Below are 21,331 nucleotides of genomic sequence, written 5' to 3'. Positions count from 1 at the left end.
CAACGGCCGAGAGCCGGAAAGGTCGCAATATTCGCGTGGAGACGTCCCGGTGAACCCTTCGGGTGCCGCATTCCTCAGTAGGTCGCGAACATCTCGGTGACGTCCGCCGGGTCGCGGCTGACGGTCAGCGCGAGGGCCAGCAGGATGCGCGCCTTCTGGGGCGTCAGGTTGTCGGCGCTGAGGATTCCGCGCTCCCGCAACCGCGTGGTGGCGGGCACCACGCCGCTGCCGGCCCGGGTCGACTGGACGACGATCACGCCCGCCGCGACGGCGGCCGCGAGCGCGTCGGCCTCGCCCGGCGGGGTCATGCCGGGCGCGAGGCCGGCCGAGACGAGGCCCTGCGCGCCGGCCGCCACGAAGGCGCGCACGGCCGTGCCGTCCGCATCCGCATAGGCGTAAGACACGTCGACCCGGGGCAGGGTGGGTAGGGCGCGAATGTCGAAGGGCGTGCCGGGACCGTGCCGACGCTCCGCGCGTCGGTAGTAGCGCACCGCCGGGCCGTCGACCTGACCGAGCACGCCGAAATCCGGTGTCCGGAAGGTCTGGAGCCGGCCGACCGAGGTTTTCGTCACCTCCCGGGCCGCCTGGATCTCGTCGTTGAGCACCACCAGAACGCCGCGTCCGCGCGAGGCCGGGTCGGCGGCGGTACGCAGGGCCGCCACGAGGTTGAGGCCGGCATCGCTCGACAGGGCGCTGATCGGGCGCTGGGCGCCCACCATCACCACGGGGCAATCGACCGCGAGGGTGAGGCTGAGCGCATAGGCGGTCTCCTCCAGGGTGGCGGTACCGTGCCCGATCACGATCCCGGCGAGGTCGGGATGCGCCCCGGCCAGCTCCGCGCAGAGATTGGCCAAGGCGCGCCACTCGGCGAACCCGATCGCCGGACTCGGAACTGCGCGGAACGGCACGGCCACGATGTCGGCGATGGTCCGGGCCTCGGGCACCCGCGCGAGGATCGCCTCGGCGTCCAGGCGCTGTCCGGTGGCGGTGTAGTCGAGGACGTCGAGGGAATCCCACCCGAGCGACGAGATCGTCCCGCCCGTTCCGATGAAGGCCACCTTGGGTCGTGCCGCCATGATCGTCCGTCTCCACCCGTTCCCGCTCGATGACGCCCGCGCATGCAGGAGGTTTGCCGAATTGGGTTTGGCACGCAATCAGCGCCGGGAGGTCGGCCGGGGTTTGAGGGCGTCGAGGGCGTCGGCATTGGTGCGGCCCCAGGCGTAGAGGAGTTCGACCGGCTCGACGAAGCGGTGGCCGAGCGCCGTCAGGCGATACTCCACGGCGGGCGGCACCGTGCCGGCCACATGGCGCGTGAGGAGGCCGCTCGCCTCCATGTCGCGCAGGGTCTGGGTCAGCATCTTCTTCGAGATGCCCGGCAGGCTGCGCTGGAGCACGCCGGTGCGCGCCGCCCCGCCGTGGCGGGCCTGGAGCGTGTGCAGCACCATGCTGGTCCATTTGGTGGCGAACAGGTCGAGCACCCGGCGCGGGGCGCAGTCCTCGCGCCATGCCTCGTCCGCACTTCCCCGGTCCATGCTGGTTACCTTCTCGTGCCTATGACCCCAAACGGTGCCGTCTGGTCGGGGCCGGACCCGCTCCATAGGTCCCTTTCGACGCAAAACGGAGACCCATCATGAGCAGGACGGCCCTCATCGCCGGTGTCAGCGGCATCGTCGGCAACAATCTCGCGCATCATCTCGTTGCGGAGGGCTGGTCCGTCGCCGGCCTCGCCCGCAAGCCGCCCACCGACCTGCCGGGTATCACCCCGGTCCAGGCCGACCTTCTCGAACCGGACAGCCTGAAGGGCGCCCTGGCGCAGGTCCGTCCGACCCACGTCTTCATCACCACGTGGCTGCGCCAGGCGACGGAGGCGGAGAACATCCGCGTCAACGGCGCGATGGTGCGCAACCTCCTCGACGCCCTCCGGCCGAATGGCGGCGTCGAGCACGTTGCCCTGGTCACGGGTCTCAAGCACTATCTCGGGCCGTTCGAGGCCTACGGGAAGGGTACCCTGCCGGCGACGCCGTTTCGCGAGGATCAGGGCCGCCTCGACGTCGAGAACTTCTACTACGCGCAGGAGGACGAGGTCTTCGCCGCCGCCGAGCGGGACGGCTTCGGCTGGAGCGTGCACCGGCCGCACACCATCATCGGCTATGCGCTGGGCAACGCCATGAACATGGGCGTGACGCTGGCCGTCTACGCCACCCTGTGCCGCGAGACCGGGCGGCCGTTCCGCTTCCCAGGCTCGGCGGCGCAGTGGAACGGGCTGACCGACATGACCGACGCCCGCATCCTGGCGCGCCAGCTCGCCTGGGCCGCGACCACGCCGGCGGCGCGCAACGAAGCCTTCAACATCGTCGACGGCGACGTCTTCCGCTGGAGCTGGATGTGGGGCCGGATCGCTGAGTGGTTCGGCGTGGCGCCGGCGCCCTTCGACGGCGAAGTCCTGCCCCTGGAGCAGCAGATGGACGGGGCCGCCCCGCTCTGGGCCGAGCTTGCCGCCCGCCACGGCCTCAAGGAGGCCGATCTCGGCCGCCTCGCCTCGGCTTGGCACACCGACGCCGATCTCGGGCGGCCGATCGAAGTCGTCACCGACATGAGCAAGAGCCGGCGCCTCGGCTTCCTCGATTATCAGGCCACCGACGAGGCCTTCTTCGACCTGTTCGCGCGCCTGCGGGCGGAGCGGGTGATCCCGTGATCCCGACGCCGTCCCGTCCGCACCCAGGAGCCCCGATGACCGATCCCGCCGGAACCCCCGACCTCGCCCGCTCGGACATGCTGCAGCGGCCGCCCCACGGGGAGGCGGTCCGCTCCACCACCAAGCCGCTGATCGTGACGCCGACCTTCGTCTCGCGCAGCGACGACACCTCGCCATCCCGGCGCCCGCGCGACGACGGCGCGAATGTCGGCCGCGACGGCCGGCCCGTGATGCGGCCCGCGCGCCATCCCGAGGCGGTGGCGCTGGAGCCCGACCCCAACCTCGCCTTCGAGCATTGGGACGAATACTGGCGCAAGGTGCACGGGCCGAAATTCGCCTATGCGGAGCCCGGCACGCGGAACGACCGGGTGGTGCGCTACGATCAGGTCCACCGCGTCGCCTCGGGGCCGTCCTCCGGCTTCCGGCCACCCTACCGGGCGATGGTGGACGGAGTGGGCAAGCTGGTGCCCGATCCGGCGGCGCGGGTCCCGGCCTACCGGCGCCCGAGCTTCGACGGCTTCGCCTACATCGCCTACGCGGACGAGGACGACATCGCGGCCGTGCTCGGCCAGGAGCAATATGCCGAGCGCATCGTCGCCGACGAGCGGACCGCCTTCCGCATGGTGACCCGCGAAGTGGCGCGGGAATACATCCTGATCCCGAGCGCGCGTCACCGCGATCCCGTCAGCCTCGTGAAGATCCACCGGCGCCGGCCGCACCTGTCGCGCGCCGCGTTCCAGGAGGCGTGGCTGCACGCGCAGGCCGACCTCGTCCGCGCGCAGGGCGCGACCGCGCAGTATGTCCGCCGCTACGCCCAGCTCCATCCGTTCGGCGCGACCCAGGCCGATCCCGAGGGCTCGAAGATCGACGGCATCTCGGTCCTGTCCTTCGATTCGCTGAACGACGTCGAAGACTTCCTGGTGACGGCCGACCATGCCGTGATCGAGGCGGCGGAGAACGCGATCGCCGATCCGGAGACGTCCGAGTTCTGGACGGCGATCAACTACAGCGTCATCAACCGCCTGATGCCGGAACGGGCGACGGAACGCTGAGGGCGACCGGCCGGGGCGGCTCCCTCACCTTGCTGCTCCGTCCCTTCGCCCATTCTTCGACTTGCACGCCGATTTGGCGACTTGGCGGCCCCGGCGTTTGTCTCCACACTCAGCGGACACCCTCCGATGCGCGAGACCCCGACCCGATGACGCCGTTCGACTGGACCACCGGCTATCCCACCGTGCGGATGCCGATCTTCGGCCGCAACATGGTTTCGACCTCGCACGCGCTGGCGGCCCAGGCCGGCATCCGCATGCTGTGGCAGGGCGGCAACGCCGTCGATGCCGCCATCGCCACGGCGGCGGCCAAGACCATCACCGAGCCGTGCAGCAACGGTCTCGGCTCGGATGCCTTCTGCATCCTGTGGGACGGCAAGGCGCTGCACGGACTCAACGCCTCGGGCGGGGCGCCCGCCGCCTGGACCGCCGACTACTTCACCCGGAAATACGGGGCGGCCGAGCGGCCGCCGATGCGGGGCTGGGATTCCGTCACGGTGCCGGGCGCCGTCGCCGCCTGGGTCGCCTTGAGCGAGCGCTTCGGAAAGCTGCCCTTCGGGGACCTGCTCCAGCCCGCCATCGAGATCGCCGAGCGCGGCTATCTGGCCCCGGTGGTGGTGCAGCAGAAATGGGCGGCCGCCGCGAAGGTCGCCGATCTCGTGAGCCAGCCCGGCTTCGCCGAGACCTTCCTGCCCCACGGCCGCGCCCCGCATGTGGGCGAGCGCGTCACTCTGCCGGGCATCGCCCGGACGCTGCGGGCCGTCGCCGAGACGAAGGGGCGCGCCTTCTACGAGGGCGAGATCGCCGAGGCCATGGCGCGCCACGCCGCGGCTCATGGCGGCGCCATGACGGTGGCGGATCTCGCTGCCTTCCGGCCCGAATGGGTGACGCCGACGGCCAAGGACTATCACGGCTACACCCTGCACGAGATCCCGCCGAACGGGCAGGGCATCGCCGCCCAGATCGCCCTCGGCATTCTCGAATCCTTCGACCTCGCCGGCCTCGCGGTGGACGGACCCGAGGCGCAGCACCTCCAGATCGAGGCGATGAAGCTCGCTTTCGCCGATACCTACCGCTACGTCGCCGACGCGCGCACCATGGAGGTGACCCCGGAGGCGATGCTCGACCCCGCCTATCTGGCGTCGCGCGCCAAGCTGATCGATCCGCGCCGGGCCCAGTATTTCGGCGCCGGCAATCCGGTCCGTGGCGGCACCATCTACCTCACCGCGGCCGATGAATCCGGCATGATGGTGAGCTTCATCCAGTCGAACTTCATGGGCTTCGGCTCCGGCGTGGTGGTGCCCGAATGGGGCCTGTCGCTGCAGAACCGCGGCTACGGCTTCGTGCTCGACCCGCGCAGCCCGAACGGGGTGGCGCCCGGCAAGCGCCCCTTCCACACCATCATCCCGGGCTTCCTCACGAAAGCCGGCGCCCCGGTGATGAGCTTCGGCGTGATGGGCGGCAACATGCAGCCTCAGGGCCACCTGCAGACCCTGGTGCGGATGATCGACCACCACCAGAACCCGCAGGCCGCCTGCGACGCCCCGCGCTGGCGCTTCAACGCCGGCCTGGAGATCAACGCGGAATCGACCATGCCGGCCGCGACCCTGCAGGGCCTGCAGGCGCGCGGCCACCGGGTCGACGTGATCCAGGACAGCTACCAGGATTTTGGCGCCGGCCAGTTCATCTGGCGCATGGGCGACCCCGGCACCGAGGGCTATGTCGGCGCCAGCGATCCCCGCCGCGACGGACAGGTGGCGGTGTGGTGAAGCGTGAAGAACGCTTGAGTCTCCGGCAAGACCCGGAATGTCATCACCCGGAATGTCATCACCCGGAATGTCATCCTGGGGCCGCGAAGCGGAGCCCAGGATCCGGATCCATCGGGATCGCACGGTTGGGCGCTGTCCGGCGGCTCTGGATTCCGGGCTCGCCTCCGGCGACTCGGAATGACGGTGCGTCACAGCTACGAATAGCCTTGGCTGCTTCAGGCAGGCGACCCTGATTGCTTGCGCCTCCCACATCCGAACGCCGCCTCCCGGCGTCCCAGCCGTTGCCAAGCGCTCCTCTGGCACGGATAATGTATGCACTTTCGAACGTCTTCCCGGCTCGCGCCGATCGGCCCTCCCGTGCGGCGGCTCTGCGATCCGGACCGATCCCTGTTCTGAAGGAAGCTTGATGCTGCGTCTGTTCGCTGCCGGTCTCGTTGCGGGCATTGCCACGCTGTCTCCTGGTCTCGTCGGGACGTCGCAGGCCCAGACCCTGCGCTTCGGCCTGATGGAGGACCCGGACGCCCTCGACCCGACGCTGGCCCGCACCTTCGCCGGCCGCATGGTCTTCGCGGCGTTGTGCGACAAGCTCGTGGATATCGGCCCCGACCTGAAGCCGGTGCCGCAGCTCGCCACCGGCTGGAGCCTGTCGGACGACCAGAAGACCCTCACCATGACCCTGCGGCCGGGGGTGCTGTTCCATGACGGCGAGAAGCTCGACGCGGCCGCGGCGAAGTACAGCCTCGAGCGGCACATGAAGCTGCCCGGCTCGCAGCGGCGCGGCGAGATCGCGCCGATCGACCGGGTCGAGGTCGTGGACGACCTGACCTTCAAGATCTTCCTCAAGACGCCGTTCGCGCCCCTGATGGCGCAGTTCACCGACCGGGCCGGCATGATGGTCTCGCCCAAGGCCGCCGAACGCCTGGGCGACAAGTTCTCGACGGCGCCGGTCTGCGCCGGGCCGTTCAAGTTCGTCGAGCGGGTGCCGCAGGACCGGATCGTGGTCGAGCGCTTTGCCGATTACTGGAACAAGGACCAGATCCACCTGCAGCGCATCGAGTTCCGGCCGATTCCCGACGGCACCGTGCGGCTGACCAACCTTCGCGCCGGCCAGCTCGACCTGCTGGAGCGCCTGACGCCCACCGACCTGCCGCAGGTGAGCCGCGACCCGAAGCTCAAGGTCGGCTCGACCATCGAGCTCGGCTTCCAGTCCATCGTGTTCAACCCGAACAGGGCCGGCTCGGCCATCGCCGACCCGCGCGTGCGCGCCGCCTTCGACCTCGCCATCGACCGCAACGCCCTCAACCAGGTGGTGTTCAGCGGCGAGTTCCTGCCCGGCAACCAGTGGGTCTCGCCCAAGCACCCGGCCTACGTTCCGGCCTATCCGATACCCAAGCGGGATGTGGCCAAGGCGAAAGCCCTGCTGGCGGAGGCCGGCGTGCCGAAGCCGAGCGTGACCCTGACGGTCTACGCCAACAACGAGGCGCCCCAGGTGGGCCAGGTCATCCAGGCGATGACCCGCGAGGCCGGCTTCGACGTGAAGCTCCAGGCCACCGATTTCACCACGGCGCTGGACGCCGCCGACAAGGGCAATTTCGACGCCTACCTCTATTCGTGGAGCGGCCGGCCCGATCCGGACGGCAACACCTTCAGCTTCCTCGCCTGCAAGACGCCGCTGAACTACGCCCGCTACTGCAACCCGGAAGCGGACGCCGCGCTCGCGGCCGAGCGTGCCACGGTCGATCCCGGCCAGCGCGCCGAGGCCTGGAAGCACCTCGCCGACCGGGTGATGGCCGACCGGCCGCTGATCTACCTGTTCCACCGCAAGCTGTTCTGGGCCTACAGCACCAAGCTCACCGGCTTCACGCCCTATCCCGACGGCCTCGTGCGCTTCACCGGCCTCACGCTGAACTGAGGCGGGGGCCCGGCCGATGCTGCGCTTCCTCGTCCAGCGCCTGGCGCTCGCGATCCCCACCCTGGTGATCGCCTCGATGATCATCTTCACCCTGCAGCAATTGCTGCCGGGCGACACCGCGACGGCCCTGTCCGGTGAAGAGCGCGACCCCGAGGTCATCGCCTTCATCCGGCAGAAGTACCACCTCGATCAGCCCCTGCCGGTGCGCTACGCCCTCTGGGCCGGCGGCGTGCTGCAGGGTGATCTCGGCGAGTCGATCCGCCTGCAGAAGCCGGTGCTCGATCTCGTCGTGGAGAAGCTGCCCGTCACCCTCGAACTCGCCTGCCTCGCCATGCTGGTGGCGCTCGCGATCGGCGTGCCGATGGGCATCCTGTCGGCGGTGAAGCGGGGGCAGGCCGCCGACACCCTCGCCAACGGCATCGCCCTCTGGGGTCTGTCGGTGCCGAATTTCTGGCTCGGCATCCTGATGATCCTGCTGTTCTCGGTGCAGCTCGGCTGGCTTCCCGCCTCGGGCTACGTCTCGCCCTTCGAGAGCCTGTCCGAGAACCTGCGCGCCATGGCGATGCCGGCCTTCGTGCTCGGCAACGCCATCGCGGCGGTGATGATGCGCCACACCCGCGCGGCGATGCTCGGCGTGCTGGGATCGGACTACGTCCGCACCGCCCGGGCCAAGGGCGTCTCGCCGCTGCGCCTGATCCTGCGCCACGCCCTGCCCAACGCGGCGATCCCGATCATCACCCTGGGCGCCCTCGAATTCGGGCAGCTCCTCTCCGGTGCGGTGCTCACCGAGCAGGTGTTCTCGGTGCCGGGCTTCGGCAAGCTGATGGTCGATGCGGTGTTCAACCGCGACTACGCCACCGTGCAGGGCGTCGTGATCTGCACCGCCACCACCTACGTCCTGCTCAACCTCGCGGCGGACCTTCTGGCCGCCTTCGTCAATCCGAAGCTGAGGCGCGCGTGAGCATGGCGGCTTTTCCACTGCATCGGCATGTCTCGCATTCACACGCGGGTGACTTCCGATTCGGGCAGCGTGATCGCCTCTGTGCGGGGTCGTCCGGGGAGACCTCATGCAGCACGGCGTCATCCCGGGGCCGCGCAGCCGAGCCCGGGATCCAGAAACACAGGTTCTGCCGGACGTTACACGGGTGCCGGCTCTGGATTGCACGCCGCTGGCGCGCCCCTTCGGGTCCGGGGTCGCCTGCGGCGCCGCGGAATGACAGCGTCGCGGCATCTGCGATCGCGATGCCATCGCGGAAAGGGGGCCGGTGGAACCGCGTCCACAGGGAGGCCCCATGACCAAAGCCGCCCTCGCTCTCACCGGCGTCGCCCTGCCGGCATCCGCGCCGGTGCTCCGCGCCGAACCCGGCCCGGTCCGTGAATTCTGGGCGCGCCTCGCCGCGCGTCGCACCGCCATGGTGGGCCTCGTCATCGTGGTGGCGCTGATCCTGATGGCGATCTTCGCCGATTGGGTCGCGCCCTACGATCCCATCGCCACCGACTGGGGCGCGATCCGCTCGGCGCCGAGCTGGGCGCATCCGTTCGGCACCGACGAGGTCGGGCACGACGTGCTGTCGCGCATCGTTTTCGGGGCACGCGCCTCGCTCGGGGCGGGCCTGACCTCGGTGGCGCTCGCGGTGGCTCTGGGCCTGCCGTTCGGGTTGATCGCGGGCTATGCCGGCGGCGTGGTCGACATGCTGATCATGCGCCTGACCGACGCGCTCCTGGCGATCCCGTTCCTGATCCTCGCCATCGCGCTCGCGGCCTTCCTCGGCCCGAGCCTGACCAACGCCATGGTGGCGATCGGCCTGTCGGCGACCTCGACCTTCGTGCGCCTGACCCGGGCGCAGGTGCAGGCCGTGGCGGCGGAGGAGTTCGTGGAGGCGGCCCGCGCCGTCGGCAACCCGCCCTGGCGCATCGCGCTCCGCCACATCGTGCCCAACATCGTGCCGGCGATCCTGGTCCAGGCGACCCTGACCATCGCGGCGGCGATCATCGCCGAGGCCAGCCTGTCGTTCCTGGGCCTCGGCCAGCAGCCGCCCGAGCCGTCCTGGGGCTCGATGCTCAACGTCGCCAAGAACTTCCTCGAGCAGGCGCCCTGGATGGCGATCTGGCCCGGGGCCTCGATCTTCCTCGCGGTGCTGGCCTTCAACCTCCTGGGCGACGGCCTGCGCGATGCCCTCGACCCAAGGCAGAGGACCTGACGATGGCGCAGGCGATGGTTCAAGACAGCCCGAAGACCTTGCTGGACGTGCGTGACCTCGGCGTCGCCTTCGACAGCGAGGGCGGCGCGGTCCACGCGGTCAACGGCGTGTCCTACGCGCTTAAGGAGGGCGAGACCCTCGGCATCGTGGGCGAATCCGGGTCCGGCAAGAGCGTCCACGTGCTGGCCATGCTCGGGCTGATCCCGCGCCCGCCCGGCCGGATCACCGGCGGGCAGGTGCTGTTCGAGGGCCGCGACCTGCTCAGTCTTCCGGAGAAGGCCCTGCGAAAGGTCCGGGGCGGCCAGATCGGCTTCGTGTTCCAGGACCCGATGAGTTCGCTCAACCCGGGCATGACCGTGGCGGCGCAGATCATCGAGCCCCTGCGCATCCATCTCGGGCTCGACGGGCGGGCGGCCCGCGCACGCGCCCGGGACCTCCTCGACCTCGTGCGCATCCCGAATGCCGGCGCGCGCCTCGACCAGTACCCGCATGAATTCTCCGGCGGCCAGCGCCAGCGGGTGATGATCGCCATTGGGTTGTCGTGCCGCCCGAAGCTCCTCATCGCCGACGAGGCGACGACCGCCCTCGACGTCACCGTACAGGCCGAGATCATCGCCCTGGTGCAGGAACTGAAGCGTGAGATCGGCATGGCGATCATCTGGATCACCCACGATCTCGGCGTGGTGGCGGGCATCGCCGACACCGTTCAGGTGATGTATGCCGGCCGCATCCTCGAGCGCGGCCCCGTGGACGCCATGTTTCGCGATCCGCGCAGCGCCTATACGCTGGGACTCCTGCGCTCGCTGCCGGACCTCACGCGCGGCCGGGCCGGACGCCGGCGCCTGCACCAGATCGAGGGTGCGCCCCCCGACATGCGCCATCCGCCGACGGGCGATCCCTTCGCGGCCCGCAACGCCTACGCCACCCCGCGCTGTCTGCACGAGGCGCCCCCGCTCGCCCAGGCGCCGGGGGCCGCGCCCGGCCACCTCGTCGCCGCCTGGTACGACCTGCCGGCGCTACTCGCCGCCGAGGGCTCCGCCCGATGACGCCCGAACCGGTCGATCGCTATCCGCTGCTCTCGGTGCGGAATCTCAGCAAGCATTACCCGCTCCGCAGCTGGTGGGGCGGCAAGGGCTCGGTGTTCCGGGCGGTGGAGAATGTCAGCTTCGACATCCGGCCCGGCGAGACCCTGGGGCTGGTCGGCGAATCCGGCTCGGGCAAATCCACCATCGGCCGCGCCGTCACCATGCTCAATCCGCCGAGCGCCGGCACCGTCGCCTTCGAGGGTACGGATCTGGCCAAGCTCTCCGCCGGCGAGATGCGCCGGATGCGCGCCCGCATCCAGATGGTGTTCCAGGACCCTTACGCCGCGCTCAACCCGCGCATGAGCATCGGCGACTACGTGGCCGAGCCGTTCAAGCTCCACCGTCCGGCCATGGCACGGGCCGAGCGCCGCGACGAGGTCGAGGGCCTGCTCGCCCGGGTCGGGCTCGATCCGCGCTTCGCCCGGCGCTACCCGCACCAGTTCTCCGGCGGGCAGCGCCAGCGCATCTGCATCGCCCGCGCCATCGCGCTGAAACCCAGCTTCATCGTCGCCGACGAGCCGATCGCCGCCCTCGACGTCTCGATCCAGGCCCAGGTCGTCAACCTGCTGCAGGACCTCCAGGACGAGCTCGGCATCTCGTACCTGTTCATCTCCCACGACCTGCGCATGGTGCGCTACCTGTGCCAGCGCGTCGCCGTGCTGTGGCACGGCCGCATCGTCGAGATGGCCGAGGCCGACGCCCTCTACGAGGACCCGCGCCACCCCTATACCCGGCGCCTGCTCAGCGCGGTGCCGGTGCCGAACCCGGTGGAGGAGCGCGCTCGCCTGCGCGCGGCCTCGCTCCTGCCGCCTGCCGACCCGAACGCCACGGGCGGCCTGGTCGAGGTCGCGCCCGGCCACTGGGTCGCCGACACCCGCTATTCCTGACCCTTCAAGGATCGATCGCCGTGAGAGACTTCTCGAAGCCGGGGCGCTCGCCCGTCTATGCCCAGGAGGCCGCAGTCGCGACCTCGCACCCGCTCGCCTCGCTGGCCGCCATCGAGATCCTGAAGGCCGGCGGCAACGCCGTCGACGCCGCCATCGCGGCGGTGGCGGTGCAGGGCGTGGTCGAGCCGGCCATGACGGGCATCGGCGGCGATTGCTTCGCGCTCTACGCCCCGAAGGGGACGGCCGTCCCGATCACGCTGAACGGCTCCGGCCGCAGCCCGGCCGCCGCGCACGATGCCTGGTACGTGGCGAACGAGGTCGCCATCACGGCGACCTCGCCGCACGCCGTCACCGTGCCGGGCGCTGTCGCGGCCTGGGCGCGGCTGCTCGCCGACCACGGCACCCGCAGCTTGAGCGAACTGTTGCAGCCGGCGATCCGCTACGCCGAGGAGGGCTACGCGGTCCAGCCGCGCGTCGCCTATGACTGGGCCCGCAACCGCGACAAGCTGCGGGCCGATCCCGGCTCGGCCGCCGCCTACCTGATCGACGGCGAGGCGCCGACGGTCGGCACCACCATGCGCCACCCCAAGCTCGCCGCCACCCTGCGGCGCATCGCCGAGCACGGCGCGTCCGGCTTCTATGAGGGACCGGTGGCGGAGGACATGGTGGCGCGTCTGCGCGCCCTCGGCGGCCTGCACACGCTCGAGGATCTCGCCGGCGCCGCGCCCGAATACGTGACGCCGATCGCGACCCGCTACCGCGGCTACGACGTCTACGAGTGTCCTCCGAGCGGCCAGGGGTTGGCCGCCCTGATGATGCTGAACGTGCTGTCGCAATACGACGTCGGCGCCCTGTCCGAGGTCGACCGGGTCCATCTCTTCGCCGAGGCCTGCAAGCAGGCCTACCACCACCGCGACGCGCTCTTCGCCGATCCCGTGGTCAACGCCGTGCCGGTGGAGCACCTGCTGTCCCAGGCCTGGCAGGCGCGGGCGCATGGCGCCATCGACATGACCCGGGCGCAGGAGCCGGTGCTGTGGCCGGAGATCCGGCACACCGACACGGTCTATCTCTGCGTGGTCGACCGCGACGGCAACGCGATCTCGCTGATCAACTCGATCTTCCAGGGCTTCGGCAGCGGCATCACCGCGCCGGAGAGCGGCGTGCTGCTGCACAATCGCGGCTTCTCGTTCCGGGTCGAGCCCGGACACCCCAACACCATCGCGCCGCGCAAGCGCCCGATGCACACCATCATCCCCGGCATGCTGATGCGCGACGGCGCCGTGGTGGCGCCCTTCGGCGTGATGGGCGGGCACTACCAGGCCATGGGTCATGTCGAGCTGCTCACCGGCATCATCGACCGGGGCCTCGACGTGCAGGAAGCCCTCGATGCGCCCCGCAGCTTCGCCTATGGCGGCGGCATCGAGCTGGAGGGCGGCTTCGAGGCCGGGCTCGCCGAGGCGCTGGCGGCCCGCGGCCATGTCACCGTGCCGGCCCCGGTCCCCATCGGCGGCGGCCAGATCATCTGGATCGACCCGCAGACGGGCATCCGCGCCGCCGGCTCCGACCCGCGCAAGGACGGCTGCGCCCTCGGCTACTGAGGCGCGGGAGGCCGGCTCACGGGTAGCGCACCGGGGCCGGCTGCTCGGGCAGGGGGATGAACTCGGACTCGCCCGGGACGGTGTCGAAGCGGGCCTGGCGCCAATCCTCCTTGGCCTGCTCGATCCGTTCGGGTCGCGAAGAGACGAAGTTCCACCAGAGGTGGCGCGGGCCGTCCATCGGCTCGCCGCCCAGCACCATGAAACGGGAGGCTTCCGTCGCCCGTACGCTGATCCGGTCGCCCGGCCGGAACACCAGGAGCTGGCCCGGGCCGAACCCGTCCCCGGCGATCGCGATGGCGCCCGAGACCGTGTAGATCGCGCGCTCGTCGTAGGTCGGGTCGAGGGGCAGCACCGCGCCGGCCTCCAGCATCACGTCGGCATAGACCATCGGGCTCGAGGTCCGCACCGGGGATTTCGCGCCGAAGGCCTCGCCGGCGATCAACCGGACGGTCTTGCCCTCGCCGCTGAGGATCGGCAGCGCCTCGGCCTCGTAATGCGCGAAGGCGGGCGCGGTCTCCTCGTCCCTGCCGCTCAGTGCCACCCAGCTCTGGAGGCCGAACAGGGTCGAGCCGGTCCGGCGCAGGTCCGCGCCGGTGCGCTCCGAATGGGTGATGCCGCGACCGGCCGTCATCCAGTTCAGCTCGCCCGGGCGGATCGGCAATTCGGTGCCGAGGCTGTCCCGATGCATGATCTCGCCCTCGAACAGGTAGGTCACCGTCGAGAGGCCGATATGCGGGTGGGGCCGCACGTCCATGCCCTGGCCGAGCAGGAACTCGGACGGGCCCATCTGGTCGAAGAAGATGAACGGGCCGACCATCCGGCACTCGGTCGACGGCAGGGCGCGCCGCACCGCGAAGGAGCCGAGATCCCGCGAGCGCGGCACGATCAGGGTCTTGATCGCGTCGCAGGTGAAGCGGTCGCCCGGAATCGGATCGTCTGCACTGTGCCAGCTCATTCGACATCCTCCTGCGGGGCGATCCCCGCGTGGCGACGGATCATCGGCATGTGACGGCCGTCGCAAGGGCCACGATTGAAGAATACCGGCGTGGTTTGCTTCTGCGCCGCAAGCCGGACAGTCGCCTCAGCACGGCCGCCTCAGCGCTGGCGCGTCGCCGCGAAGCCGATCTGATCGGCCATGCGCACGAGGTCCGCCAGCGAGCGGGCCTGCATCTTCTCCATTACCCGCCGCTTGTGGACCTTCGCGGTGATCTCGGTGATCCCCAGTTCGGCGGCGATCTGCTTGTTCATCAGGCCGCCGATGGCGCAACCCATCACCGCCTGCTCGCGCGGCGTGAGGGATGAGAAGCGCTCCGACAGCGCGTCCCGGGTCCGGCGCGCGTCGAGGGCGGCCGCGTCGGCCGCCAGCGCCCGCTGGACCGCGTCGAGCAGCACGTCGGCCATCACGGGCTTGGTCAGGAACTCGACGGCACCGCCGCGCATGGCCCGCACCGTCATCGGGATGGTGCCGTAGCCGGTCAGGAAGATGACCGGCACGGTGCTGCCCGCCGCGCGCAAAGCTTCCTGCACGCTCAGGCCGTTCTCGTCGGCGAGGCGCACATCGAGAAGGATGCAGGCGGGGCCGCTCCGGGCCGGAGCCGCCACGAGGGCGGCCGCATCGCCGTAGCCCACCGCGGCGAGACCGGCCGAGCGGCACAACCGGATGAGCGCGCCGCGCAACGCTGGATCATCGTCGACGATATGAACGGTTGCTTCGGTCATCTTGCATGAGAGCGCGAATACAGTCTCTCACGTACACAAGATACGGACCACCGTCGCGCGAAACCTGGGCGTTTGCAGCGGAACCGTCAGGACATCGGGGCGCCACCGAGGACGGAGCGGAGACAACCCTCGAACTGCTCGGCGTCGAACGGCTTGGCTAGATAGGCGAAGGCGCCGGAGGCGAGGGCGCGGGCCCGGTTGGCCTCGCTGGGATAGGCCGTCATGACGATGACCGGCAGCGCCGGATGGCGGGTGTGCAGGATGCGCAGGAGATCGAGGCCGCTGAGGCCCGGCATCTGCACGTCGGTGATCACCACCGCGATGGTCGATCCGTCCGCCTCGGGCGAGAAGGGGCCGGCACGGAGCAGCGGTTCGGCCCCGGCGAACGGGGCCGGCGCGTAGCCGAGTGCCCGCGTCAGGCGGGCCAGGGCCGCGCGGATGGCCGGATCGTCGTCGACGATGGCGACGATGGGCGTTTGGGCGGGGAATTCGCGGGCGATCTCGGTCACGCGGCGACCGGCAGACAGAAGTGGAAGGCGGCCCCGCCGCCCGGCCCGGCATCGACCCACAGGTCGCCGCCATGGGCGTCGACGAGGTTGCGGCAGATGGCGAGGCCCATGCCCATGCCGCCCGCCTTGGTCGAGTGGAACGGCTCGAAGATGCGGGCGCGCCGCTCGGGGGCGATGCCCGGGCCGGTATCGATCACGTCGACCGCCACCTGGCTGCCGGCGGCCCGGATCGTCACCGTGATGTCGCGCGGGCCGTCCGCCTCCGCCATCGCCTGCGCGGCGTTGAGGAGCAGGTTGACGAAGACCTGCTGCAGCCCGATCGCGTCGGCCGCGATCGACGGGATCTCGCCCTCGGCGGCGATGTGGACGGCGGCGCGGTGCAGCCGCAATTCGCCCTCCACCAGCAGGTTGGCCTCGCGGGCCACCCGCAGGAGGTCGACCGGCGCGGAGGCGCGGGGGGCATTGCCGAGATACGAGCGGGTCCGGGCGATCACGTCGCGGGCGCGGCTCGCCTCGGCGACCACGTCGTCGAGCGCCGCCGTGGCCTCGGCCAGATCGGGCTGCGGGCGCCGGAGCCAGCGCAGGCCCGCCTGGGCGTTGGCCAGGATGGCGGCCAGCGGGGAATTGACCTCGTGGGCAATCGAGGCGCTGAGCGCCCCGACGGTGGTGATGCGCGAGGCCCGCGCCAGTTCGGTGTCGGCGACGGCGAAGCGCTGCTGCGCCTGCTTGAAGCCCGTCACGTCGAGGGCCGTGACCAGGATGTCGGCGAAACCGGCCCGGTCCCGCGGCAGCATGGCGGTGAACAGCATGTCGGCCCCGCGGCCGTCGGCCCGCACCACATGCGCCTCCGACCGGAAGAAGCGGTCGCCCCGGCCGAACGCCACCAACCACTGCACGAAGGTCTGGTCGGTGTCGGGCAGGAGCCGGTCGAGGGGGCCGAGATAGGCGTCCTTGCCGGCGGCGCCGGTCTCCTCCACGGTGAACCGGTTCACGTCCCGGATGATCACCCGCGCCCGCAGGGCACGCAGCGCCTCGGGCCGCGCGGCGAAATGGGATTCGAGATCGACCACGCCGGCCCGGCGCAACGCCGCCACGGCGTCGCCGACGGCGCTCCAATCCTCGCGCCACATCGAGATGCCGGCCCGCTCGAAGATGGCCTCGAGGCTGGCTGCGCTGGCGGCCCGCGCCTGCGCCAGCCGCGCCGCCAGGATCGTGGCTCCAACGATCGCGAGCGCCGCGACAGCGCCGGTGAGGCGCGCGTCGGCATCGTCCCGGTTCGCACCCGCCACATAGGCCAGGGCGGCGGGCACCAGCACCAGCGGGACCGCGCGGCCGAAGGCCCGGAGCCACGCCCCGGCCCGGGAGTCCGGCTCGGCCAGCATCCAGGCGGGCAGGCGGTCATCGTCGATGCCCTGGGCGCCGGAATCGCGGCCGACGGCGCGCTCCACCCGGGCCGATGGCGTGGCCCGGCTCGGCCACCGCGAAAATACCTGCCGCATCCGCATCATCCACCTGGGCTCGCCAGGGTAGCGGGGCCCTGCCCACGGGTCTCCGATACACCTGTATAATGGCGCGTTCGACGCATGGATTGCACGGTGCGCGCATGGATCTCCACCGGCATGGCGCCCACAAGTTTCCCAAGGCCGGGCTGCTCGCCTCCTCCCGCGGACGGCACTGGCAGGGCGTTGCGGCGGAGCTGCGCTCCCACCCGGCCGGCGACCTGCCGGCGATCGTCCCGACCCAGATGGAGATCACCCTGGCGACGCGGCGCAACCCGGGTGCCCGCGTCACCCGCAAGGGGGCCGGCCTCCGGCAGCGCACCGCCGTGGAGGCCGGCACGATCTGGCTCTGCCCGGTCGGCGTCGGCGAGGACGACATCAACATCTCGGCGCCCCTGACGGAGATCCTGCACATCTACCTGCCGGCGGAGCGCTTCAGCGCCCTGGCGAGCCTCTACGGCGATGCCCGCATCCGGGCCGACACGGTGCGCTACCTCGCCGATGTGCCCGACCCGCTGATCCGGCAGATTGGGCTGTCGATCCTCGGCGAACTGATGCAGGAAACCTCGGCCGGCCGCATGATGGTCGAGGCTGCGGCCCTTGCCCTCACGGCGCGGGTGGCCCAGGCCTACGGGCACGACCGGCCGGACGGAGCCGACCCCCTGTGCGGCGACCACGACTGCCCCGAGCGCATCCAGCGGGCGATCGCCTTCATCCGCGACAACCTCGACCGCGACCTGACCGTGACCGAACTCGCCGCCGCCGCCTGCCTCAGCCCGTTCCACTTCGCCCGCCTGTTCAAGCGGGTCACCGGCCAGACCCCCTACGGCTTTGTCAGTGCCGAGCGCCTGGAACGGGCGCGCCGGCTGCTGGCCGAGCGCAAGCTGCCGCTGGTGGACGTGGCGCTGTCGTCCGGGTTCTCGAGCCAGGCCGCGTTCGGCACCGCCTTCAAGCGGGTGACGGGCTGCACGCCGGGGGAGTACCGCCAGCGCGCCCCCTGATCCGGCCCGGCAAAGAGCAGGATCGCGCAACGGCCGAGCAATGTGGCGAAAGACCGTGCGGGTCGGCGGCGCCCATCCTCGCCGCCGAGACAGGCCGGCGTGAGGAGACGGGGATGCAACGGCTCGGAGGCTGCGAGATGCGACCGGCGGAGAGGGGTTCGCCGCAGGGGGGCGGGACCCGGCCCGCGCACCGGATGGCGATGCCGAGCGACGGCATCGCCCCCTCGGAGTTCCGGGCCGGGGCGGGCACCTCCGGTGCGCCCCGCCTCGGCGCTTATCGCGACGGCCTGGTGATCCAGGCCCAACTCGGCGCCGGATTGCCGGGGGCAGGCCCGCGAGGGGCGCCCGAAGGCCTCTGCGCCAGCACGGTGATCCTTCTCGACAACCGGGTCCGGTCGCTGGCCTCGAACCACGGCGCCGCCGTGCAGGTCTGGCTGTCGCGCAGACTTCTCGACGAGGTCGGCGCGAGCATGGGCCTCGCCGACCCGATCGAGCCCCTGCGGCCCATCCACGGCCGCGTCCTGGTCGATGCCACGATCCACGATCTCGTAGCGAGCGCGGTCGCGACCCTCGACCGGCCGGATCGCGGCGCCCTCGTCTTCCGGGACCAGATCGCACGGGCGCTCGCGGCGCATCTCCTCGGCCTGCCCGTCGAATCGGCGGTGGTGGACCCGGTTCGCGGCGGCCTGGCGCCCTGGCAATTGCGGCGCGCGCAGGAGCGCATCCGCGCCGAACTCGGCGACGCCCCCCGCCTTCAGGAGATCGCGGCCGAGTGCGGCCTCTCCGTCAGCCACTTCGCCCGCGCCTTCCGCCAGTCGGTCGGAGCCTCCCCGCATGCCTGGCTGGTCCGCCAGCGCATCGCCCGCGCCAAGACCCTGATGCGGACGCGCGGCCCGTCGCTGGCGGAGATCGCCCTGGCCTGCGGCTTCGCGGACCAGAGCCACTTCACCCGGGTGTTCGCCCGCGAGGAGCGCATGAGCCCGGGGCGCTGGCGCCGGATGGTCGAGCCCGAGGCCGGTGTCGAACGCTGCGCCGGTGCCCTGGCGTGAGCGTCCATCCGGGCGCATCGTGGCGGGACGACCGGCTCGCGCCGGGTCCCGGCCGACTGACGCCGGCCGAGACTCCCTGGCCGAGACTCCCTGGCCGAGACTCCCTGGCCGAGACTCCCTGGCCGAGACTCSCYGGCCGAGACTCCCYGGCCGAGACTCGGCTCGAACTATGAGAGGCCACGAGGCGCCGACATGAACAGTCCCTCGCATCCCGAGGAGATCCGCCGTTTCGCGCAGGCGCCCCTGCGCGCGGAGATGCTCGACTGGCTTCTCGCCGGAACGCGCGGCGAACGCTACCTCGACGACATCTTCGTCGCCTTCTGCGGCCGCCTGCGCGCGGCCGGCGTGCCGGTGGCGCGCGCCACCATCCACCTGCGGACGCATCACCCGCTCTGGCTTGGAACCCGCATCCTCTGGCGCACTGGGGCCGAGGCGGCCGAACTGACGAATTACGAGTACGGCATCGTCGATACCGACAGCTTCAAGCGCAGCCCCGCGGCGGACATCCACAACGGTGCCGAGCAGGTGCACAAACGCCTGGAGGAGCCGGAGCGGCCCGAGACCGACTATTCGATCTATCGCGACCTGCGCGCCGAGGGGCTGACCGATTACGTCGCCTGGCCGCTGCACTACACCCTGGGCAAGCGCCACGTGGTGACCTTCTCGGCCGACCGGCCCGGCGGCTTCGCGCCCCAGGATCTCGATCTCCTGTCCGCGCTGCTGCCGGCCCTGTCGGTGGTGACCGAGGTCCGGCACAAGAACCGCCTGACCCGCCTGCTGCTCGACACCTATGTGGGGCCGCATGCCAGCGAGATGATCCTCAACGGAGCGACGCGGCGCGGCAGCGGCGTCACCGTCGAGGCGGCCATCATGGTCATCGACCTGCGCGGTTTCACCGAGATCTCGGAGCTGTGGCCGCGCGACGACGTGATCGCGCTGCTGAACGACTATTTCGATGCGATCTCGCTGCCGATCGAGCGCCACGGCGGCGAGATCCTGAAGTTCATGGGGGACGGCCTGCTGGCGATCTTCCACCTCGACACACCGGTTGCCTGCACCGCCGCGCAATCCGCCGCCTGGGAGGCGCACGTCGCCATGCGGGCCTTGAACGCGGCCCGGTCGGCCAGGGGATTCCAGCGCCTGGGCTACGGCATCGGCGTGAACGTGGGCGCCGTCATGTACGGCAATATCGGCTCCCGCTCGCGTCTGGACTTCACCATCATCGGCCCCGCCGTCAACGTCGCGGCACGCCTCGAGAGCCTGACCAAGGTGCTCGACCGGCGGGTGCTGTTCTCCGGCGCCGTCGCGGCGCGCTCGGCCGACGGGCACCGCCTGACCCGCCTCGGCACCTTTCCCCTACGCGGGGTCGGCGACCCGCTGGAGGTGCTCGCCTTCCCCGACGACGTGTCCGAGGTCGAGCCTCCAGAGCCGGATCGCGATCCGGCGTCCTGAACTGAGCGAGGGTCGCCGGAACGCAGAAGGCCAGCCTCGCGGCTGGCCTTCGGATCGTCGGTCGTCGCTGTGGTGACGCGCCTACTCGGCTGCGGTCATCTCGGGCGCAAAGTGGCCGCACCAATCAGCGGCGCCGACGACCGGCCACAGGCCGTGATCCTGCGGGCCGGGCTGGCTCACCGGCGGGTTGAAGCGGCACAGGCCCTCGTCGGCCGCTGCGGCGGCGCCATTGACCTTGTGCTCGTCGAAGAACTTGCAGCTTTCACACTTGGCGTGGGCCATGTCGGAGATCTCCATCCTGTGCGGCTCGGACGCCGCTCGCAGTTACGAATTAGAACAGATCCAATGTAGCAGTCAATCGGCTTTTCGCGGGTTGGTTCCGTCCTGGGTGCCATGGAGACCGAATTCGGCGTCGGCGCCGCGACGGTTGGCATTCAGGGAAGCGAAAGGCGGCTTCGAAGCCGATCCGGAATCGATCCCCTTCTCTTAGGCCGGGACAGCGACCCGCATCCCTGGCGTTTGTCAGGGATTAAGTGGAAACCGGTGATCCCACCCAGACAAACGAAAGACGCTCGGATTGGCGGTGCAGCGGCCCCGGGGCCGCTCTTCGCATGGCGCCAGCCCGTCGGACTGCATTCGGCGGGGCCGAGACCCAGGCTTTCCGCGATCAGGCTCGCGCAAGGGGGGATGACGCCGGACAGGTCGGTCGGCCCCATCCGATGACACGTTGACCGCCCCGCCAGCGCATCGCGAAAGCGGGATTGCCGAGTGCTGCCCCGGTGCATTGGCGCTGACGCTGTCGCGGTCGGCGAGGTTCGCCTTGCGCGCCGGCAGATGCGCAAAGTCGATGTCCGCGTGGACCGGCTCGCGGCAAAGAGCGTGGGCAGACTCCGAACCAATGGGAAA

At 70.8% G+C, this 21,331-nt stretch carries 19 protein-coding genes; 12 read left to right on the top strand and 7 right to left on the bottom strand.

The window, feature by feature from the left end; translation table 11 throughout:
- Positions 1 to 74: 74 nt before the first annotated feature.
- Together ASF57_RS14880 and ASF57_RS14875 are read right to left on the bottom strand one after the other, a co-directional pair.
- Positions 75 to 1,076: an asparaginase gene (locus ASF57_RS14880; protein WP_056484767.1), complete on the bottom strand. Its 1,002-nt coding sequence runs from the start codon at positions 1,074 to 1,076 to the stop codon at positions 75 to 77.
- Between the two features lie 78 nt (positions 1,077 to 1,154).
- Positions 1,155 to 1,532: a helix-turn-helix domain-containing protein gene (locus ASF57_RS14875; RefSeq protein ID WP_056484764.1), complete on the bottom strand. Its 378-nt coding sequence runs from the start codon at positions 1,530 to 1,532 to the stop codon at positions 1,155 to 1,157.
- 98 nt (positions 1,533 to 1,630) lie between these two features.
- Between ASF57_RS14875 and ASF57_RS14870 the strand changes: the two genes are divergently transcribed.
- The 9 genes from ASF57_RS14870 to ggt all read left to right on the top strand — a co-directional run bounded on the left by ASF57_RS14870 (position 1,631) and on the right by ggt (position 13,196).
- Complete coding sequence (locus ASF57_RS14870) at positions 1,631 to 2,695, top strand: SDR family oxidoreductase (RefSeq protein ID WP_056484762.1); 1,065 nt, start codon at positions 1,631 to 1,633, stop codon at positions 2,693 to 2,695.
- A gap of 35 nt (positions 2,696 to 2,730) precedes the next feature.
- Positions 2,731 to 3,747 (top strand): EthD domain-containing protein, encoded by a 1,017-nt coding sequence (locus ASF57_RS14865; protein WP_056484760.1) that lies wholly within the window; start codon positions 2,731 to 2,733, stop codon positions 3,745 to 3,747.
- A gap of 146 nt (positions 3,748 to 3,893) precedes the next feature.
- Positions 3,894 to 5,513, top strand: coding sequence for a gamma-glutamyltransferase family protein (locus tag ASF57_RS14860; protein WP_056484759.1), 1,620 nt, complete (start codon positions 3,894 to 3,896; stop codon positions 5,511 to 5,513).
- 406 nt (positions 5,514 to 5,919) lie between these two features.
- Complete coding sequence (locus ASF57_RS14855; RefSeq protein ID WP_056484757.1) at positions 5,920 to 7,425, top strand: ABC transporter substrate-binding protein; 1,506 nt, start codon at positions 5,920 to 5,922, stop codon at positions 7,423 to 7,425.
- 16 nt (positions 7,426 to 7,441) lie between these two features.
- Positions 7,442 to 8,386, top strand: a complete 945-nt coding sequence (locus ASF57_RS14850; protein WP_056484755.1) for an ABC transporter permease — start codon at positions 7,442 to 7,444, stop codon at positions 8,384 to 8,386.
- Positions 8,387 to 8,717: 331 nt separating this feature from the next.
- On the top strand, positions 8,718 to 9,626 hold the full coding sequence (locus ASF57_RS14845; protein WP_056484753.1) for an ABC transporter permease: 909 nt from the start codon (positions 8,718 to 8,720) through the stop codon (positions 9,624 to 9,626).
- Positions 9,627 to 9,628: 2 nt separating this feature from the next.
- Positions 9,629 to 10,672, top strand: coding sequence for an ABC transporter ATP-binding protein (locus tag ASF57_RS14840; protein ID WP_244476953.1), 1,044 nt, complete (start codon positions 9,629 to 9,631; stop codon positions 10,670 to 10,672).
- Entirely contained in the window at positions 10,669 to 11,598 is a 930-nt protein-coding gene (locus ASF57_RS14835) for an ATP-binding cassette domain-containing protein (RefSeq protein WP_056484751.1), read from the top strand. Before ASF57_RS14840 ends, ASF57_RS14835 begins: the two co-directional genes overlap by 4 nt.
- 20 nt (positions 11,599 to 11,618) lie before the next feature.
- Positions 11,619 to 13,196 (top strand): gamma-glutamyltransferase, encoded by a 1,578-nt coding sequence (gene ggt / locus ASF57_RS14830; protein WP_056484749.1) that lies wholly within the window; start codon positions 11,619 to 11,621, stop codon positions 13,194 to 13,196.
- 16 nt (positions 13,197 to 13,212) lie between these two features.
- Here the strand turns inward: ggt and ASF57_RS14825 are convergent, their stop codons facing one another.
- From ASF57_RS14825 to ASF57_RS14810, 4 genes are all read right to left on the bottom strand, one after another.
- The gene (locus ASF57_RS14825) at positions 13,213 to 14,151 is read right to left on the bottom strand and encodes a pirin family protein (protein WP_056182149.1); all 939 of its coding nucleotides are present in this window, start codon (positions 14,149 to 14,151) and stop codon (positions 13,213 to 13,215) included.
- Positions 14,152 to 14,291: 140 nt separating this feature from the next.
- Positions 14,292 to 14,915, bottom strand: a complete 624-nt coding sequence (locus tag ASF57_RS14820) for a response regulator (protein ID WP_056484747.1) — start codon at positions 14,913 to 14,915, stop codon at positions 14,292 to 14,294.
- Between the two features lie 86 nt (positions 14,916 to 15,001).
- Positions 15,002 to 15,424, bottom strand: a complete 423-nt coding sequence (locus ASF57_RS14815; protein WP_200935878.1) for a response regulator — start codon at positions 15,422 to 15,424, stop codon at positions 15,002 to 15,004.
- Positions 15,421 to 16,923, bottom strand: coding sequence for an ATP-binding protein (locus tag ASF57_RS14810; RefSeq protein WP_162241568.1), 1,503 nt, complete (start codon positions 16,921 to 16,923; stop codon positions 15,421 to 15,423). The genes ASF57_RS14815 and ASF57_RS14810 overlap by 4 nt, the downstream gene beginning before the upstream one ends.
- A 68-nt stretch (positions 16,924 to 16,991) precedes the next feature.
- On the opposite strand from ASF57_RS14810, the gene ASF57_RS14805 reads away from it, so the two are divergent.
- The 3 genes from ASF57_RS14805 to ASF57_RS14795 all read left to right on the top strand — a co-directional run bounded on the left by ASF57_RS14805 (position 16,992) and on the right by ASF57_RS14795 (position 20,425).
- Entirely contained in the window at positions 16,992 to 17,924 is a 933-nt protein-coding gene (locus ASF57_RS14805) for an AraC family transcriptional regulator (protein WP_200935877.1), read from the top strand.
- A 113-nt stretch (positions 17,925 to 18,037) separates the two neighbouring features.
- Positions 18,038 to 18,973 carry an AraC family transcriptional regulator gene (locus tag ASF57_RS14800; RefSeq protein WP_082504008.1) on the top strand — a complete coding sequence of 312 codons (936 nt, stop codon included), beginning with the start codon at positions 18,038 to 18,040 and terminating at the stop codon, positions 18,971 to 18,973.
- A gap of 255 nt (positions 18,974 to 19,228) precedes the next feature.
- Positions 19,229 to 20,425, top strand: a complete 1,197-nt coding sequence (locus tag ASF57_RS14795; RefSeq protein ID WP_244477010.1) for an adenylate/guanylate cyclase domain-containing protein — start codon at positions 19,229 to 19,231, stop codon at positions 20,423 to 20,425.
- A gap of 81 nt (positions 20,426 to 20,506) precedes the next feature.
- Here the strand turns inward: ASF57_RS14795 and ASF57_RS14790 are convergent, their stop codons facing one another.
- On the bottom strand, positions 20,507 to 20,707 hold the full coding sequence (locus ASF57_RS14790; protein ID WP_056182303.1) for a hypothetical protein: 201 nt from the start codon (positions 20,705 to 20,707) through the stop codon (positions 20,507 to 20,509).
- Positions 20,708 to 21,331: the final 624 nt, after the last annotated feature.

Origin of the sequence: Methylobacterium sp. Leaf117, from assembly GCF_001422985.1 — a bacterium.
Lineage (GTDB): Bacteria > Pseudomonadota > Alphaproteobacteria > Rhizobiales > Beijerinckiaceae > Methylobacterium.
The sequence above is the reverse complement of the archived record's forward strand: the minus strand, read 5'-3'. Positions and strand labels throughout refer to the sequence as shown.